General features: G+C 64.6%; 14 protein-coding genes. 4 read left to right on the top strand and 10 right to left on the bottom strand.

Going from position 1 to position 16,315, the window contains the following annotated elements:
* Window positions 1-63: 63 nt before the first annotated feature.
* Entirely contained in the window at window positions 64-960 is an 897-nt protein-coding gene (locus NX784_RS24615) for a LysR substrate-binding domain-containing protein (protein WP_258819322.1), read from the bottom strand.
* Window positions 961-1,129: 169 nt separating this feature from the next.
* Here NX784_RS24615 and NX784_RS24610 point away from each other — a divergent pair, with 169 nt between their 5' ends.
* Window positions 1,130-2,059: an NAD-dependent epimerase/dehydratase family protein gene (locus tag NX784_RS24610; RefSeq protein ID WP_258819321.1), complete on the top strand. Its 930-nt coding sequence runs from the start codon at window positions 1,130-1,132 to the stop codon at window positions 2,057-2,059.
* Window positions 2,060-2,127: 68 nt separating this feature from the next.
* Here the strand turns inward: NX784_RS24610 and NX784_RS24605 are convergent, their stop codons facing one another.
* Window positions 2,128-3,633 carry a peptide MFS transporter gene (locus NX784_RS24605; protein ID WP_258819320.1) on the bottom strand — a complete coding sequence of 502 codons (1,506 nt, stop codon included), beginning with the start codon at window positions 3,631-3,633 and terminating at the stop codon, window positions 2,128-2,130.
* 236 nt (window positions 3,634-3,869) lie between these two features.
* On the opposite strand from NX784_RS24605, the gene ppnN reads away from it, so the two are divergent.
* Window positions 3,870-5,240 (top strand): nucleotide 5'-monophosphate nucleosidase PpnN, encoded by a 1,371-nt coding sequence (gene ppnN / locus NX784_RS24600; protein ID WP_258819319.1) that lies wholly within the window; start codon window positions 3,870-3,872, stop codon window positions 5,238-5,240.
* 176 nt (window positions 5,241-5,416) lie between these two features.
* Here ppnN and lysS read toward each other — a convergent pair whose 3' ends face one another.
* The 4 genes from lysS to NX784_RS24580 form a co-directional block, all read right to left on the bottom strand.
* Window positions 5,417-6,967 carry a lysine--tRNA ligase gene (lysS, locus tag NX784_RS24595; RefSeq protein ID WP_258819318.1) on the bottom strand — a complete coding sequence of 517 codons (1,551 nt, stop codon included), beginning with the start codon at window positions 6,965-6,967 and terminating at the stop codon, window positions 5,417-5,419.
* A 24-nt stretch (window positions 6,968-6,991) separates the two neighbouring features.
* On the bottom strand, window positions 6,992-7,654 hold the full coding sequence (locus NX784_RS24590; protein WP_258819317.1) for an HAD family hydrolase: 663 nt from the start codon (window positions 7,652-7,654) through the stop codon (window positions 6,992-6,994).
* A gap of 3 nt (window positions 7,655-7,657) precedes the next feature.
* A protein-coding gene (prfB, locus tag NX784_RS24585; protein ID WP_258819316.1) for a peptide chain release factor 2 occupies window positions 7,658-8,762 on the bottom strand; the annotation gives its coding sequence in 2 pieces (ribosomal slippage) (window positions 7,658-8,680 and window positions 8,682-8,762; 1,104 coding nt in all).
* 117 nt (window positions 8,763-8,879) lie between these two features.
* Window positions 8,880-10,976, bottom strand: a complete 2,097-nt coding sequence (locus NX784_RS24580) for an MORN repeat-containing protein (protein ID WP_258819315.1) — start codon at window positions 10,974-10,976, stop codon at window positions 8,880-8,882.
* 247 nt (window positions 10,977-11,223) lie between these two features.
* Between NX784_RS24580 and NX784_RS24575 the strand changes: the two genes are divergently transcribed.
* The gene (locus NX784_RS24575; protein WP_258819399.1) at window positions 11,224-13,194 is read left to right on the top strand and encodes a bifunctional 2',3'-cyclic-nucleotide 2'-phosphodiesterase/3'-nucleotidase; all 1,971 of its coding nucleotides are present in this window, start codon (window positions 11,224-11,226) and stop codon (window positions 13,192-13,194) included.
* Window positions 13,195-13,200: 6 nt separating this feature from the next.
* Here NX784_RS24575 and NX784_RS24570 read toward each other — a convergent pair whose 3' ends face one another.
* From NX784_RS24570 to NX784_RS24555, 4 genes are all read right to left on the bottom strand, one after another.
* Window positions 13,201-13,944, bottom strand: a complete 744-nt coding sequence (locus tag NX784_RS24570; RefSeq protein WP_258819314.1) for a GAF domain-containing protein — start codon at window positions 13,942-13,944, stop codon at window positions 13,201-13,203.
* Window positions 13,945-14,069: 125 nt separating this feature from the next.
* Window positions 14,070-14,390 carry a DUF2288 domain-containing protein gene (locus NX784_RS24565; RefSeq protein ID WP_258819313.1) on the bottom strand — a complete coding sequence of 107 codons (321 nt, stop codon included), beginning with the start codon at window positions 14,388-14,390 and terminating at the stop codon, window positions 14,070-14,072.
* 10 nt (window positions 14,391-14,400) lie between these two features.
* Window positions 14,401-15,087 carry an RES family NAD+ phosphorylase gene (locus NX784_RS24560; RefSeq protein ID WP_258819312.1) on the bottom strand — a complete coding sequence of 229 codons (687 nt, stop codon included), beginning with the start codon at window positions 15,085-15,087 and terminating at the stop codon, window positions 14,401-14,403.
* On the bottom strand, window positions 15,088-15,525 hold the full coding sequence (locus NX784_RS24555; RefSeq protein WP_258819311.1) for an MbcA/ParS/Xre antitoxin family protein: 438 nt from the start codon (window positions 15,523-15,525) through the stop codon (window positions 15,088-15,090).
* A gap of 135 nt (window positions 15,526-15,660) precedes the next feature.
* Between NX784_RS24555 and NX784_RS24550 the strand changes: the two genes are divergently transcribed.
* On the top strand, window positions 15,661-16,116 hold the full coding sequence (locus NX784_RS24550) for a YybH family protein (protein ID WP_258819310.1): 456 nt from the start codon (window positions 15,661-15,663) through the stop codon (window positions 16,114-16,116).
* The last annotated feature ends 199 nt before the right edge of the window (window positions 16,117-16,315 follow it).

Here is a 16,315-nt window from a genome sequence, read left to right as displayed (position 1 = left end):
ATCAGATGGACGGCACGGCAGGTCATGGGCCGCCGGAACGCGTGGACGGCGGAGCCGTTCACCCTACGCGTTGATCGTGCGGCTCATGGATTCCATCTCCGCCACGATCCACGCGCGGAAATGCTGCACCTTCGTCATCGCCTCCTTGTGCGGATTGACGAGCAGCCGATACCCATAACCGAACGGCGCGCTCTTGCACGCGAGCTGCAGCAGCGTGCCGGCGCGGATGTCCTCGAACGCGATCCCGTACGGTACGAGCCCGATCCCCTGGCCGGCGACGGCCGCCTGCGCCAGCACGCCCCAGTGGCTGTACATCCGCGCAAAGTCGTAATCGCCCTTCAGCGCCCGGTTCTCGTTCAATAGCTGCAGCCAGCCTTCCGGCGTGCGTTCGCACAGCAGCGGGAAGCGTTTCAGGTCGGCGAGGGTGAGGGCGTCCTGGCCGTCCGCCAGCAAGTCGGGGCTGTACACGGGCACGAGGCGCTCGCGGAACAGCAGCGCCGGGTCGCCATCCTTCACGGGCCCGTAGCGGATCGCCACGTCGACGGCGTCGTCCTCGATGTCGACCGGCGTGTCGTTGGAATCGATGCGCAGGTCCAGTTCCGGATGCAGCTTCGTGAAGCGCGACATCCGCGGTACGAGCCACTTGATGGCGAACGAGTGCGTCGTCGAGATGCGCAGCACGGCTTCCTCGTCGCCCCGCTGCAGCGCCGCCACCTTGCCGCGCAGGTCGGCCAGCATGCGCGCGACGACGATCGCCAGTTCCTGTCCCTTGGCCGTCAGCGCGATGTGGCGCGGATGGCGGACGAACAGGGGGAAACCGATCGCTTCTTCGAGCTGCTTGACCTGCAGGCTGACGGCGGCCGGCGTCTTGTGCAGTTCGCGCGCCGCCAGCTTGAAGCTGCCCCAGCGGGCGGCGCAATCGAAATCGATCAGGCCGGAGAGGCTGCGCAGTGGTTTCACCGCTCACTCCAGCATAAGTTTTTCTTATTCATAAGATTTATTTTTCTAGTTTGAACAATTGCGCTTCTGGTTACAGAATATAGCGGATTGACCACGACCGTGCCATGCCCACAGACCAAGGGGCGCGTCGAAACCCATCCGGTTTTTCCACGTGCGTAAGGAAAACTTCATGTCCAAGAACATTCTGGTGATCGGCGGTACCCGTTACATCGGGAGGCTGCTCGTACAACGGCTGCTGCGCGCGGGCCATCGCGTGACCATCGCGACGCGCGGCTATGCGCCCGACCCGTTCGGCGACCGCATCGCGCGCGTGCGCGTCGACCGGCGCAACGAGACGGCGATGCGCAACGCGTTCGCCCGTCTGGGCCCGTTCGACATCGTGTACGACCAGATGTGCTACAACCCGCTCGACGCCGCCATCTCCGTGCGGACGTTCGCCGGGAAGGTGGGGCGCTACGTGATGGCGTCCACGATCGACGCCTACCGCGCCCTCGGCTACGGCCACGACCGTCCGCTGCGCGAGGCCGACCTGGCCGTCGAGGCGCAACGCATCGACACCACGTATCCATGGCACGACCCGTGCCGCGCCACCGAGTGCTATGTCGCGGGCAAGGTGCAGGCCGAGGCCTATCTCGTGCGCGACGGCTCGGTGCCTCTGGTGACGCCGCGACTGGCGCATGTGCTGGGTGGCCCGGAAGATTTCACGGGACGGCTCGCGCACTACGTGGAACTGGCGCGCATGGGCGGGGTGCTGGAATACTCGGACGCGCAGGCGGCGCTGTCGTTCCTGCCGCTGCAAGGCGCGGCCGATTTCCTGGCGTGGGTCGGCATGCAGGATTTCACGGGGCCCGTCAACGCGGCATGCGACGGCCCGCTGTCGGCCGCGCAGTTGTACGAACGGGTGGGCGCCGTGCTCGATACGCCCGTGACGATGCGCCAAAAGGTGCCGCCGGAGCCGATGGGCCGGCTGTCGCCGTTCGACGTGCCGGGGGCGATGGTGCTGGACACGTCACGCGCGCAGGCGCTCGGGTACCGGTTCGGGCATTGCGACGACTGGATCGACGACACGATCCAGCTGCACGACCTGGCGTTCGTGTGAGCGGTGAGGGCGCGCCAAAAACGACAACGGCGGCCCGCAGGCCGCCGTCGCAGGTCACGCGCGGGCGATCATTTCACGCCGTGCATCAGTTTCTGGATCAGCGGTGCGATCAGGAACAGCAGCACGCCGGCGCCGATCAGGGCCCAGAAGCCGAACGTGTAGCCGGACAGCGCCGATGCCACGGTCATGCCTTTTTCGCCCGAGACGATCGACGCGAAGATGCCGGACAGGTTGTTGCCGATGCCGGTCGACAGGAACCAGCCGCCCATGCCCAGGCCGACGAGGCGGGTGGGGGCGAGCTTGGTCACCATCGACAGGCCGATCGGCGACAGACACAGTTCACCGATGGACTGGATCACGTAGACCATGAACAAGGTCCAGAACGGGATCTTGCTGTCCGTGCCGACGAGGTGCTGCAGCGCGAACATCAACAGCAGGAACGCGAGGCCGTTGAAGATCAGGCCGAGGCCGAACTTGCGCGGGATCGACGGGTTCTTGCGGCCCATCGCGGTCCACACGGCGGCGACGATCGGGGCGATCACGATGATGGCTAACGTATTGACGGACTGGAACCAGCCGGTCGGGAAGACCCAGCCGCCAAAGTCGCGGCGCACGATGTACTCGGCCAGGAACGTGAACGAGCTGCCCGCCTGTTCGAAGAAGCACCAGAACATCACGTTGAAGAAGAAGATGACGAGCATCGCGATCGTCTTGTCGCGCACGACGGCGCCACCGCGGATGCCTTCCACCAGCAGCATGATGGCGAGGATGATGAAGAGGACCGACAGCACGCCCTGCAGTTTTTCCGCGCCCAGCTTCAGGACGTAGTACACGACGGGGATGACGATGAACGAGCCGATGACGACGCCGATGACGCGCACGGGGTTCGCGAGCGGGCCGGTGGCGGCGCCGATGCCCTTCAGCATGCGGCGACCGATCTGGAACCAGATCAGCGACAGGATCATGCCGACGCCGGCCGCGAAGAACACGACCTTGTACGCGGGGACGCCGGTGCTGCCCGCCATGCTCTGTGCGAGCAGGCCGGTGAGGATCGGGGCGACGAAGCCGCCGCCGTTGATGCCCATGTAGAAGATGGTGAAGCCGGAGTCGCGGCGCTGGTCGGCGATGCCGTACAGCTGGCCGACCATCGCCGAGATGTTCGGCTTGAACATGCCGTTGCCGACGATGATCGTCGCAAGGCCCATCTTGAAGATGTCGGGATTCGGGATCGTGATCGCGAAGAGGCCGAGCACCATGAACGATGCGCCGACGAGGATGGAACGCTGGTAGCCGATGACGCGGTCGGCGATGTAGCCGCCGAACACGGCACCCGCGTAGACGAGGGCGAGGTAGGAGCCGTAGGTCAGGTTGGCGTCGGCCTGGCCCTCGCCGCTGCCGCCGTAGAACTGGGCGACGATGTAGAGCACGAGGGCCCAACGGATGCCATAGAAAGCGAAACGTTCCCAGAATTCCGTCATGAACAGCATCCACAGCGGCGCCGGGTGCCCCATGATCTGCTTGAATTCCGGTACCGCCCTCGGTTCCGCGGTAGTGGTAGTAGCTGCACCGCTCATGCGGTTCCTCCCCTAATCTTTATAAGAATGATTGCTTTTTCGGGACACGTCCGCCCTGGGTAAGGGTGGCGTTCCAGCGACGCATTTTAGTGGAAATCGTGCATATGGGGCCAGCTTTTTACAACTCTGCCATATGCGGAATCGGCATAAACGAAATGGGGGTCACAAAGTCGGGTGAGTTGTCGTATATTGGAGCAACAGTCACACCGATTTACAGCAGAGAAAAGGAATACACCATGAATTACGACGTTGTCGATACGCTGATTTCACCGGAAGGACGTCTGGAAGTCCTGTCGAAGGCCGAAGTGGCCAAGCTCCTCGATACGAGCCAGGGTGGCCTGTACCAGATCTTCCGCAAATGCGCGCTGGCGGTCCTGAACTCCGGCAGCTCGATCGACGACGGCAAGGAACTGCTCGAGCGGTACAAGGATTTCGACATCAAGATCATCCAGCGCGAACGGGGCATCAAGCTCGATATCCGCGGCGCGCCCGCCCACGCCTTCGTCGACGGCAAAATGATCAAGGGTATCCACGAGCACCTGTTCTCGGTCCTGCGCGACATCGTCTACGTGAATTTCGAAGTGACGGACAATCCGCGCTTCGACCTCACGCGCCCGGAAGGCATCACGGACGCCGTGTTCCACATCCTGCGCAACGCCAACGTGATCCAGCCCCAGCGCAATCCGAACCTCGTCGTGTGCTGGGGCGGCCACTCGATCAACCGGGTCGAATACAACTACTCGAAGCACGTGGGTTACCAACTGGGCTTGCGCGAACTCGATATCTGCACGGGCTGCGGTCCGGGCGCGATGAAGGGCCCGATGAAGGGCGCCACCATCGGACATGCGAAGCAGCGCCTGCAGGGCGGCCGCTACCTCGGCATCTCGGAGCCGGGCATCATCGCCGCCGAATCGCCGAACCCGATCGTCAACGACCTCGTGATCATGCCGGACATCGAGAAGCGCCTGGAAGCGTTCGTGCGCACGGGTCACGGCATCGTCGTGTTCCCGGGCGGCGCCGGCACGGCGGAAGAGATCCTGTACATCCTCGGGATCCTACTGCACCCGGAGAACGCGGAGGTGCCTTTCCCGCTCGTGTTCACGGGGCCGGCGACCGCGCGCGAATACTTCGAGCAGATCGACCACTTCATCGGCCTCACCCTGGGCGAGGACGCGCGCAGCCGCTACAAGATCATCATCGACGACCCGGACGCCGTCGCGCGCGAGATGCAGACGGGGATCCGGCAGGTACGCGAATTCCGCAAGTCGCGCAGCGACGCGTACTACTTCAACTGGGGCTTGCGCATCGACCCGGAATTCCAGAAGCCGTTCCGTCCCACGCACGAGAACATGCGCAATCTGTCGCTGCACAAGAACCAGGAAACGCACCTGCTGGCGGCGAATTTGCGTCGCGCGTTCTCGGGCGTCGTCGCGGGCAACGTGAAGGAAGAGGGCATCCGCGCCATCGAGCAGTTCGGCAAGTTCGAGATCCACGGCGAGAACGAGATCATGGCGCCGATGGATGCGCTGCTGCAGTCGTTCGTGGAACAGAGCCGCATGAAGTTGCCAGGCAAGGAGTACGTTCCCTGCTATCGCGTCGTCCGGTAGGGTGGACGGCTCGCCGTCCACGCGTTCAATCGGCGCGGGAACACTCGTGCGGCGGTTCAGAGGGTGTTTGAACGCGTGGACGGGGGACCCGTCTACCCTACGCGCAACGCTAACACCACAAATAAAAAAGGCGCGGACGACGAATCGTCCGCGCCTTTTTTCGTGATGCGTGACGCTTAATCTTCCTTGCGCAGGTGCGGGAACAGCAGCACGTCGCGGATGTTCGGCGAATCGGTGATGATCATCATGAGGCGGTCGATACCGATGCCGCAGCCACCGGTCGGGGGCATGCCGTATTCCAGCGCGCGGATGTAGTCGGCGTCGTAGTACATCGCCTCTTCATCGCCGGCCTGCTTCGCTTCGACCTGCGCCAGGAAGCGCGCCGACTGGTCTTCCGGATCGTTCAGCTCGGAGAAGCCGTTGGCGATCTCGCGGCCCACCATGAACAGCTCGAAGCGTTCCGTGATGCCTTCGCGCGAGTCCGACGCGCGCGCGAGCGGCGACACTTCGACCGGGTAGTCGATGATGAACGTCGGTTCCCACAGCTGCGCTTCCGCCGTCTCTTCGAACAGCGACAGCTGCAGCGCGCCCAGGCCCGAGATGGCATGCGGCTTGACGCCGAACTTCGCCAGTTCCGCCTTCAGGAAATCCATGTCGTGCAGTTGCGCGTCCGTGTAGTGCGGCGCGAACTTGTTGATGGCCTGGACGATCGTCAGGCGGTGGAACGGCTTGGAGAGGTCCAGCGCGCGGCCGCCGTACGTCAGTTCCGCGGTGCCGTGCGCGTCGATGGCGGCCTGGCGGATGACGGCTTCCGTGAAGTCCATCAGCCACTTGTAGTCGGTCCACGCGGCGTAGAACTCCATCATCGTGAATTCCGGATTGTGGCGGATCGACACGCCCTCGTTGCGGAAGTTACGGTTGATCTCGAACACGCGGTCGAAGCCGCCGACGACGAGGCGCTTCAGGTACAGCTCCGGCGCGATGCGCAGGAACATCTGCATGTCCAGCGCGTTGTGATGCGTGATGAACGGCTTCGCGGCGGCGCCGCCCGGGATCGGGTGCAGCATCGGCGTCTCGACTTCCATGAAGCCGTGGTCCTGCATGAACCGGCGGATCGACGAGATCGCGGCCGTGCGCGCCTTGAACGTGCGGCGCGTCTCTTCGTTCATGATCAGGTCGACGTAGCGCTGGCGGTACTTCGTTTCCTGGTCGGCGAGGCCGTGGAATTTGTCCGGCAGCGGACGCAGTGCCTTCGTGATCAGGCGCAGCGTGGTGACCTTCACGGTCAGCTCGTCCGTCTTCGTCTTGAACAGCGTGCCCTCGACGCCGAGGATGTCGCCCAGGTCGTAGTGGCGCAGCGCTTCCATCGCTTCCTCGCCCGTGTTGTCGAGGGTGACGTAGATCTGGATGCGGCCGTCGGCGCGCGGACCCGATGCGTCCTGCAAGGTGGCGAAGGCGGCCTTCTTGCCTGCTTCGCGCTTGAGCATCATGCGGCCCGCCAGCACGACGGCCTGCGGTTCCGCTTCCAGTTGTTCGCGCGTCCAGCCGCCGAACTGCTCGACGAGGTCGGCCGCCTTGTGCTGCGGGACGAAGTCGTTCGGGAAGGCGATGCCTTTTTCGCGGATCGCGGCCAGTTTCACGCGGCGCTCGGCGATGATCTTGTTGTCTTCGGCCGCCAGGTTCGTCGACGGCTCGTTGTTCTGTTGTTCTTGGTTCTCGGTGCTCATGTCAGTATCGGTCTGGTTTTGGAATTACGGGGTGCCGAGCAGCTCGCCTACGTCCAGCTCGTCATAGTGGGCGACGATGCGCACGACGTTGTCGAATTCGCGGAACGCGTCGGCGGGCAGCGTGGTGGTGATGACGACGGCCTTCATGCCCGCGCGCCGCGCCGCTTCCACGCCCATCGGCGCGTCTTCGAACACGATGCAGTCGGCAGGCGCAACGCCCAGCTTCTCGGCCGCTTTCAGGAACACGTCCGGATGCGGCTTACCGCGCGCGACGTCGGCTGCGCCGACGACGGCGTCGAAGTGGCGGCGCAGGTCCAGCTCATCGAGCGTGAAGACGATGTTCGCGGGCGGGGCGGACGTCGCCACCGCCAGTTTCACGCCGTCCGCGCGGGCGCGCGCGACGAAATCCTCGAAGCCCTGGATCGCGCGGCGGTGCGGGGCGTACATCTCGCGGTACAGCACGTCCTTTTCCTGCGCCAGCACGGCGATCTCGTCGTCCGGGAGGTCGGCGCCGAGGCGCTCGCGCATGATCTCGCGCGCCTGCGCGCCGGCCGTCTCGCGGAAGAACGCATCCGGGTCGTACGTCTTGCCGCGGCGCGCGAAGAACGCGAGCCACGACTCCATATGGAACGCCATGTTGTCGACGATGGTGCCGTCCATGTCGAAGACGAAAGCGGGCTTCGTCATGCCTTACACGCCCTGCTTGAGCGAGGCGGAGATGAAGTCGTCGAGGTCGCCGTCCAGCACGTTCTTCGTGTTGCCGGTCTCGAAGCCCGTACGCAAGTCCTTGATGCGCGACTGGTCGAGGACGTACGAGCGGATCTGGTGGCCCCAGCCCACGTCGGTCTTCGAGTCTTCCAGCTTCTGCTGTTCGGCCATGCGCTTGCGCAGCTCCAGTTCGAACAGCTTGGCGCGCAGCATGTCGAAGGCCTCGGCCTTGTTGCGGTGCTGTGAGCGGTCGTTCTGGCACTGCACGACGATGCCCGACGGCGCGTGCGTCAGGCGCACGGCGGAGTCGGTTTTGTTGATGTGCTGGCCGCCGGCGCCGGATGCGCGGTACGTGTCGATCCGCACGTCGGCCGGGTTGATCTCGATTTCGATCGATTCGTCCACTTCCGGGTACACGAAGATCGACGAGAACGACGTGTGGCGGCCGTTGGCGGAGTCGAACGGCGACTTGCGCACGAGGCGGTGCACGCCCGTTTCCGTGCGCAGGTGGCCGTACGCGTATTCGCCCTCGACCTTGATCGTGGCTGTCTTGATGCCGGCGACCTCGCCCTCGGACAGTTCCATCACCTCGGCCTTGAAGCCCTTGCGCTCGCAATAGCGCAGGTATTGGCGCATCAGCATCGACGCCCAGTCCTGGGCTTCGGTGCCGCCTGCGCCGGCCTGGATGTCGATGAAGCAGCTGGCGTGGTCCATCGGGTTGCTGAACATGCGACGGAATTCCATCGCCTCGATGACCTTCTTGATCTCCTCGGCGTCGCCCTCGACCGCCTCGATGGTGGCGTCATCGCCTTCTTCGCGGGCCATCTCGAACAGGTCGGACGCGTCCGACAAATCGGCGCGCGCCTTTTCCAAGGTGAGGACGACGCCTTCCAGCGCCTTCTTCTCGCGGCCCATCTCCTGGGCGCGTTTCTGGTCGTTCCAGATGGCCGGGTCTTCCAGTTCCTGGTTGACCTGCTCTAACTTCTCCGCTTTGCGGTCGAAGTCAAAGATACCTCCGAAGTTCGGCTTCACGGCTGGTCAGGTCGTTCAGCAGGGAGGAGAGGGCATTGATGCGTTCAGCTTCCATGGTCTTCTGGCAATATTGAGTTGGTTGAATCGAACCCTCGATTATACCCTACGCGCGCGTACCGGTCGTTTGCGCGTGCGCGCCGGCCTTGGCGGCGCCCGCGCGGGCGCCCGGCCTTCAGTGGGCGACGGCGTTGCACCACAGCGGCTTGAGGGGCGAGGCGTCCCTGCAGGCATTGGCCGGGGAGACGCCGCCGGCGGCGCCGGCGGCCGTATCGGCGGGCGACGTTGCCTTGCGTGCCACGCGGGTGTCGGCGGGTTCCGCTCCGGCGGGCGCCGGCGTGAAGTTGCCGCCGGCGGAAGCTACGCCGTTGCGGAAGTTCCCCGCCAGGCGGCCGGCGCGTGTCGTCAGCACACCCTTGCCTTGCGGGGTGGCGTTGAGCACGTCGCCGGCGTAGGACGTCATCTTGCCCGGCCCGAACGTCATCGTGCCTCGTCCGGACGCAAACCCGTTCGCGAAGTCGCCGTCGTACTGGTCGCCGCGCTCGCTCGTGAGCGTGCCGTGTCCCGATGGGAGACCGTCCTTGAACTCGCCCTCATAGGACGAACCTTCCGGGCGCTGCCACGTGCCGTTGCCTTCCGGCTTGCCGTCGCGCACCGGTCCGGTATAGGTCGCGCCGCTCTTGAACCGCAGGCCTGTTGGCATCGGACTCGACTGGGTCAAGTCCGCCAGCAGTTCGAGGTTTTCCAGAAGCAGGACATCGTATGGGCGTTGTTCTTTGGTATTGAATGCAACGGCGCTCCGGATGCTCAGGAGTGCATGGCGCAGGTCGTTCTTGCGCAGATTGAAGTCGGCAAGAGCACGGAACAATGCCGGGCTTCTTTCGTAGATCGTCGCCGTATCCAGCGCGGCGATGCCTTCGTCGATCGGCCCCGCTTCCGGCACGGCGGCGTACAGTGCGCCAAGACCGGAATACGCGCGCGGATTGAACGCGCTGGCTGCGATCGACTGGCGATAGAGGTCGCGCGCCTGTGCGACGTTCGTTTCCCATCCCTTGGCGCCGGTTGCGCGGAATTTGATCGCGGCGCCCGCCAGGATGTCGGCATGCAGCCCGAGCAGGCGTGCGTTGTGCGGAAAGCGTTGTTCCAGCGCGGCGACCTTGTCCAGTGCTTCGCGCACAGTGATATGGCCGAGCGTAAGCTCGAGGGCGAGTGCGTGCGCGTCCGGGGCGTTCGGGTTGGCGGCGAGGTTGATGGCGACCAGTTCCTTGGTGGCCAAGCTGCCCGACGGGACAAAACGGGGGATGACGTCGGCAAGCACGGCAATCGCGGCCGCACGGTCGATGGGGCGGACTTTCGCAGCGAACTTCGGCAGATCCAGCCCGTCCGGCCCGATGTCGAAACCACGCCTGGCCATACCTGTCAGGACGTATTCCCGCAAGGACATGTCGAGCTGATCGTAGGTCTGGTGGAAAGCGAAGCGGACCGCCTGGTCCTGCGACAATCCCATATTGTACAGACGCAGGTAGTGGGCCAATTGCCGGCGCAATTCGGGCGTGGAATTGAAATAATGGATCGCGAAGCGTGCGCGGCTGTAAACCCGGGCATTTTCCTCCTTGTCGACCCCCGAACCGCCCTCGTTCAGGCCGGTGCGGGTGAACAGGAAGCGCGTCGCGAAGCTGATATTCCCGAAGTGGTTGACGAGATCCCGCTCCCGTCCGTAGTTGCGGCTATGGTCGCCAAACCATACCTTCCCGTCTTCGATCTGCATCGACGACCAGTATTCCGACATGCCTTCGTTATACCAGAACGGGTAGGCGGTCGCTTCTTCGGAATAGGCCAGCAGAAAATGGTGGTATTCGTGCAGGAATACGGCGCGTGAATTCGAGATCCGGTCGCTCAGGAACCAGGAATCCGATACCTTGGCAACGGCCGCATAGCCATTGCGCGACAACTGGAAAATGCCTTCGAAATCCTTCTGAAGCTGCAGCGCGTCGGCATTGTCCCGCCCCACCGCCACGATGGTCAACGGCGGCCCCGGCAACGACGTCGCGCCGCGCAGACGGTTGGAGATATAGCGCAGATTTTCCAGATCGATGACCATCTGCCGGGCGACTTTCTCCGGTTGCTCCGTCACCACGCGGAAGTTTGCGCTGCTGACCTCGATCCAGTCTTCCTTCGTCACGTCGTCCAGCGAGGGCGTGGCGCGTGACAATGCCGGATGGGCCAGCGTCACGAGGAGGGTGGCTGAACAGAGGAGTCTGCGGAGCGTCATGTTATTGCATTTTGGAAACGATCATATGATATTAACACGATAATCTTACCATTTGGCAACTTTTCCTATGGCACGACGAATTCATCGGCGCCGGCACGGGGTCGGGTTTGCGTACGTGAACGCGTCTTGCCGCTCCGGACGGCCGTGATTTATGATGCAGCGCTGTTGCCAATGATTCTTGTCAGATCGTCCAGTCATGAAACGTCGTCTTTCCTTCGCATTCCGCCTGGTGTCGCTCGTTGCGTGCATGTCGGTCGCGTACGCGGCGCCCGTGCCCGAGGGCACGCACGCCACGCTCGCCATCCTGGAGACGACGGACCTCCATGCGAACGCCGTCGGCTACGATTACTACAAGCTGGCGGCCGACCCGTCGCTGGGTTTCGACCGGACGGCGACGTTGATCGCGCAGGCGCGGCGCGAGTTCCCGAATGCCGTGCTGCTCGACGACGGCGACACGATCCAGGGGAATGCGCTGGGCGATTACCAGGGCCTCGTCGCACCCGTGACGTGCGGCGAACTGCCGGCCATCTACAAGGCGATGAAACGGCTGGGCTACGACGGCGGCACCATCGGCAACCACGATTTCAACTACGGCCTCGCGTACCTCGCGCAAGTGACGGGCAGCCGCTTCGACGTGCCCGGCGCCGTGCGCCCGGCGAAGGCGTGCGCGGGTCCCGGCTTCCCGCTCGTGCTCGCCAACGTCTACAGCGTCAAGACGCACGCCCCGCTGTTCGCGCCGTACCGCGTCATCGAGAAGCGCGTGCGTGCCGAGGACGCGGCCGGCAATCCCGTGGCGGCGACCGTGAAAATCGGGATCATCGGCTTCACGACGCCGACCATCATGGCGTGGGACAAGCGCGCGCTGGAAGGCCGCGCCTACACGGCGGGCCTCGTCGAGACGGCGCGCCGCTACATCCCGGAGATGCGCCGGAAAGGGGCGGATATCGTCGTCGCGCTGTCGCACGGCGGCCTCGATGCGAGCCCGTATTCGCCGACGATGGAGAACGGGAATTACTGGCTGGCGCAGGTGCCCGGCATCGACGCGCTCCTGCTGGGCCACGCGCACCAGCTGTTTCCGAACCCGGCCAGCACCGTCGCGCAATTCGACCTGCCGCACGTGGATAAAGTGCGCGGCACCGTGTTCGGCGTGCCGGCGGTGATGGCGAATTTATGGGGCAAGAACCTCGGTGTGATCCGCTTCGAGCTGCGCCACGACGGCACGGGCTGGCGCATCGATCGTGACCGCACGGTCGTCGAGACGCGCGCCACGCAGCAGCCCGACAAATCGTATGTCGCGCCCGATGCCGCCGTGCTCGACCTCGTGCGGCCCGAGCACGAGGCGACGACCCGCTACGTGCAGACGCCCGTCGGCAGCACGGCGTTCCGCATGGCGACGTATTTCGCGGACGTGGGCGACCCGTCGGCCATCCAGGTCGTCAACGAGGCGCAGGCCGATTACGTCCGCCGCTACGTGAAGGCGAACCTGCCGCAATATGCCGGCGTGCCCGTGCTGTCCGTGTCGGCGGCATTCAAGGCGGGCGCCGCGGGCCCGGCCGATTACACGGACGTACCGCCGGGCAGCCTGGCGCTGAACAATGCGGCCGACCTGTACTTGTATCCGAATTCGCTGTACGCCGTAAAGGTCGATGGCGCAGGGTTGGCGGCGTGGCTGGAAAAGGCGGCGGGCCGCTTCAACACGATCGACCCGGCCCAGTCGGCGCCGCAGGAACTCGTCAACGCCGGCTTCCCCAGCTATAACTTCGACACCGTCACCGACCCGGATCTGCGCTACGAGATCGACGTGACGCGGCCGCCGGGCAAGCGCATCCGCGATCTGACCTGGCAGGGCAAGCCGATCGCCGCGGATCAGGCGTTCCTCGTCGCGACGAACAATTATCGGGCGAGCGGCGGCGGCAACTTCCCCGGCCTGGACGGCAGCCGCACGGTGATCGCCGCGCCGGACACGAACCGCGACGTGCTCGTCGCCTGGATCCGCGCCCATCCGCGGCTCACGCGGGCCATCGACGGCGCCGCGCGCAGTTGGCGCTTCGCACCCGTGCACACGGCAGGGCCGGTCGTGTTCCACGCGCCGCCGGGCCTGCAGGCGCTCGCGCGCGAGGCGGGTCTCGTCAACGTCACGCAGGTGCGCGCGGACGACGGGCAAGGAAAGGGATCGGCGTTGTACGCCGTCGACTTGTCCGGCGCTGGAGGCAAATGAGGCGGCTCAGCCGCGCTGGTTCCGGCCCGTGGCCTGGATTTCGCCGGCGGCGATCTCCGCCAGGTCGATGAGGCTTTGTACCTCGGCCGCGCGCAAGCGGCGCGGTTCGCGGTCGATCACGCACAAGGTGCCGAGCGGCTGGCCGGACTTGTCGCGCAGGGGCACGCCGGCATAGAAACGGATATGCGGTTCCTGCAGGACGAGCGGATTGTTGCGGAAGCGCTCGTCCGCCAGGGCGTCTTCGACGACGAACAGCTCGTTCTTGAGGATCGCGTGCGAGCAGAACGCCCAGTCGCGCGGCGTTTCCTGGGCGGCGAGCCCGACACGCGCCTTGAACCATTGGCGGGTCGACGTCAGCAGGGAGATGAGGGCGATCGGCGAGCCCGTCACGATCGATGCGAGGCGCACGAGACGGTCGAAGCGCAGTTCGGTGTCGGTGTCGACGAGGCCCGTCGCCGCGAGCGCGGCCAGGCGCGAGCGCTCGTTGGCGCCGACCGGATAGCCCGGCTGCAGCGCCGGCTGGTATTCCTTGTCCGTGCTGGGATTCGGGGTCGAGCGGGCGCCGTCGTCGCCATGCATCAGGCTCTGCACGAGGCTCATGCGCGTGCGGCGGTGGCCGCCCGGGGTCTTCCACGACTCGATCGCGCCGCTTTCCATCCAGATCTGCACCGTGCTTGTCGCCACGCCGAGCAGCCGCGCGACTTCGCTCGTCGTCAGAATCGGGTCGTCTTCTTGTACGTTGCTTTGCATATACATCCTCATTACCGTCAGTATAGCGGATTCGGACGGTATACATTTCCTAAAATCCAGTTGCCTTGAAGAACTTAACGCCAAGCCAACATTTTACATAAATTTCACATTCCTTGTGCGTCGGCTCAGTGAACGGCGTGCTTTTCCGGCTGCACGAGCACGAACGGGCTGACGACGGAGGCCCACAGCAATGTGTCTGAGGCCTGCCACGTAAGCGCCTGCACGTCCGACACTTTCGCGACCTTGCCTTCGTTCATCCAGCGGGTGATGGTGTCCTTGTCGTCGTGGGCCACGCGCAGGGCGACTTCGACGATGTCCAGCGCTTCGCTCACATAGACGACGGCGCCATGGGCGAAATGGCGCTCGAGTTCGGACCAGCGCACGCGGGCGGTCTCGCTATTGATCTTGTCGTGCAGCTCTTTGTCTTTCAGCGGATCGGTTTTCATGTTCTCTACATCAATCGAGGGATTCGACGGCGGGAAGCGGCGAACCCGCCCATGTTAACCGATATGCATGGCCCTTGCGGACATTGCCCACGAGTGCGGGGCGGAAGCACGCGAGATTCGTGCCCTCGGGCCGGCGCACGCTCGGGTAGATGACGCCCATCGAGCCGGCGTCCAGCAGCTCCGCCGCGAGCGCCTGCGACGCGACGTAGCTGCCGGGGTCGAGGGAGGCCTGCCAGGTGTCGGCGCCGCGCAGGTCGTGGAAGGGGGCGTTGAAGTCGGCCAGCAGTGCCTGGTAGCTGACGCTGTCGTCGAAGCGGTTGATTTCATGGTATTCGACGGCCTTGTGGAAAGCCACCTCGGCCAGCGCCGTTTCGGCGTCGAACGCGCAATACCACGCGCCGCGGTCGCCGTCGTTGAAGCGGCTGCCTTCCGGCCGCGCATACGTGTACGCGGCGTTGATGATGCGGAAGTTCGGCACGCCGAACACGAGCTCGTCCACGCCGATGCCGGGCAGCAGCCCGCACTCGCCGCGCAGGCGGTCATTGGTCGCGTTGTCGAGGTCGAACAGGTCGCGCAGCACGGCATCGCCGTCGGCGAGCGGCGCCAGCACGGAATCTTCGAGGTCGGCGAAGCGGGACGGGATCAGGCGGCACGTGTCGAATTGCCGCAGCGCCGTCAGGCGGGGGACGAGTTTCACTCACAGCCCTCCGCGGCGGGCATCGAGGAGGCGGCGCACGGTCTGCATCGCCAGCAGGCCGCCGCCGAGCATGTACGCGAGCGGCGTGCGGCCGTTGAAGACGGGATTCGTATTGGGCAGGTGGACCCATTCGTCGGCGAGCTTGTCGCCGTAGAGGATGTGCAGGGCCTTATAGATGCCGAGCAGATAGGAGATGCGCGTGATGCGGTCGACTTCGAGCACGCGCGCCGGATTTTTCTTCCATTCGTAGAACGACGAGGACGACAGGCCGCCCAGCAGTTCGCGCGCATCCTCGTCGCGCAGCTGCCACGCGCCGGCCAGGCGGAAAAACCCCTTCAAGGCGGATTCCGACAGCCGTTCACGCTCGGCGCGGGCGGACAAGTCGATGAGGGTCGCCGGCTCGAAGCGGCTCTTGGGGTAGGCGTAGGCGAAGTTCATGATGTTCTCCGATTTTGGATTATATATACTCCGCTTCCGGATGCATTGCAAGTGTCTTGTATAAACGGTATTGCCGTGCCAGAATTCAACGCTTGTCAAACCATCATCCTCGCAAACGACGAGAAAGGGGGCGCGATGCGTCTGCTGTCGATTGGGGTCATGTGCATCAGCATGCTGATGCTGGCGATGGCGAGCGCCGCCCGGCCGTCGAACGACGAGCTGAAGAAGCAGGTCGCCGCCACGGAACGGGCGTTCGCCGCCACGATGAAGGCGCGCGACCACGCCGCGTTCACGTCCTTCCTGGCCGACGAGGCCATCTTCCTGTCCGGGCCGACACCGCTGCGCGGGCGCGAGAGCGTTGCCAACGCGTGGCGCAAGTACTACGAGGGAGACCGTGCGCCGTTCTCGTGGGAGCCGGAGCAGGTGGAAGTGGTCGATTCCGGCACGCTGGCCTATAGCGGCGGGCCCGTCTACGACGCGACCGGCAAGGTCGTCGGCCGCTACAACTCGATCTGGCGGCTGGAGGCGCCGGGGCGCTGGAAGATCGTGTTCGATCGCGGTGAAGCGCCGCCGTGCAATTGCAAGAACTGATGGTGGGCACGGAGTGCCCCTACGATACTTTGGTAGGGTGGACGGGTTTCCCGTCCACGCGTTCAACCGGCCGGTGCTCGCTCGCGGGATGATTCTATCGTTGTTTGAACGCGTGGACGGCACAGCCGTCCACCCTTCTATGATGTCTGTCAAGCGAACAAAGCGTTTGCGGTCTCGTCCCTTCTGCACTGCTGTTTTT

Source organism: Massilia pinisoli (assembly GCF_024753285.1).
Taxonomy (GTDB): domain Bacteria; phylum Pseudomonadota; class Gammaproteobacteria; order Burkholderiales; family Burkholderiaceae_D; genus Telluria; species Telluria pinisoli.
The sequence above is the reverse complement of the archived record's forward strand: the minus strand, read 5'-3'. Positions and strand labels throughout refer to the sequence as shown.

Coding starts and splice junctions, on each gene's coding strand:
- NX784_RS24590 (WP_258819317.1), bottom strand. CDS start 7,654: ATGACGAAGCCCGCTTTCGTCTTCGACATGGACGGCACCATCGTCGAC.
- NX784_RS24575 (WP_258819399.1), top strand. CDS start 11,224: ATGTCGGTCGCGTACGCGGCGCCCGTGCCCGAGGGCACGCACGCCACG.
- NX784_RS24610 (WP_258819321.1), top strand. CDS start 1,130: ATGTCCAAGAACATTCTGGTGATCGGCGGTACCCGTTACATCGGGAGG.
- ppnN (WP_258819319.1), top strand. CDS start 3,870: ATGAATTACGACGTTGTCGATACGCTGATTTCACCGGAAGGACGTCTG.
- lysS (WP_258819318.1), bottom strand. CDS start 6,967: ATGAGCACCGAGAACCAAGAACAACAGAACAACGAGCCGTCGACGAAC.
- NX784_RS24550 (WP_258819310.1), top strand. CDS start 15,661: ATGCGTCTGCTGTCGATTGGGGTCATGTGCATCAGCATGCTGATGCTG.
- NX784_RS24570 (WP_258819314.1), bottom strand. CDS start 13,944: ATGCAAAGCAACGTACAAGAAGACGACCCGATTCTGACGACGAGCGAA.
- NX784_RS24555 (WP_258819311.1), bottom strand. CDS start 15,525: ATGAACTTCGCCTACGCCTACCCCAAGAGCCGCTTCGAGCCGGCGACC.
- NX784_RS24565 (WP_258819313.1), bottom strand. CDS start 14,390: ATGAAAACCGATCCGCTGAAAGACAAAGAGCTGCACGACAAGATCAAT.
- NX784_RS24605 (WP_258819320.1), bottom strand. CDS start 3,633: ATGAGCGGTGCAGCTACTACCACTACCGCGGAACCGAGGGCGGTACCG.
- NX784_RS24580 (WP_258819315.1), bottom strand. CDS start 10,976: ATGACGCTCCGCAGACTCCTCTGTTCAGCCACCCTCCTCGTGACGCTG.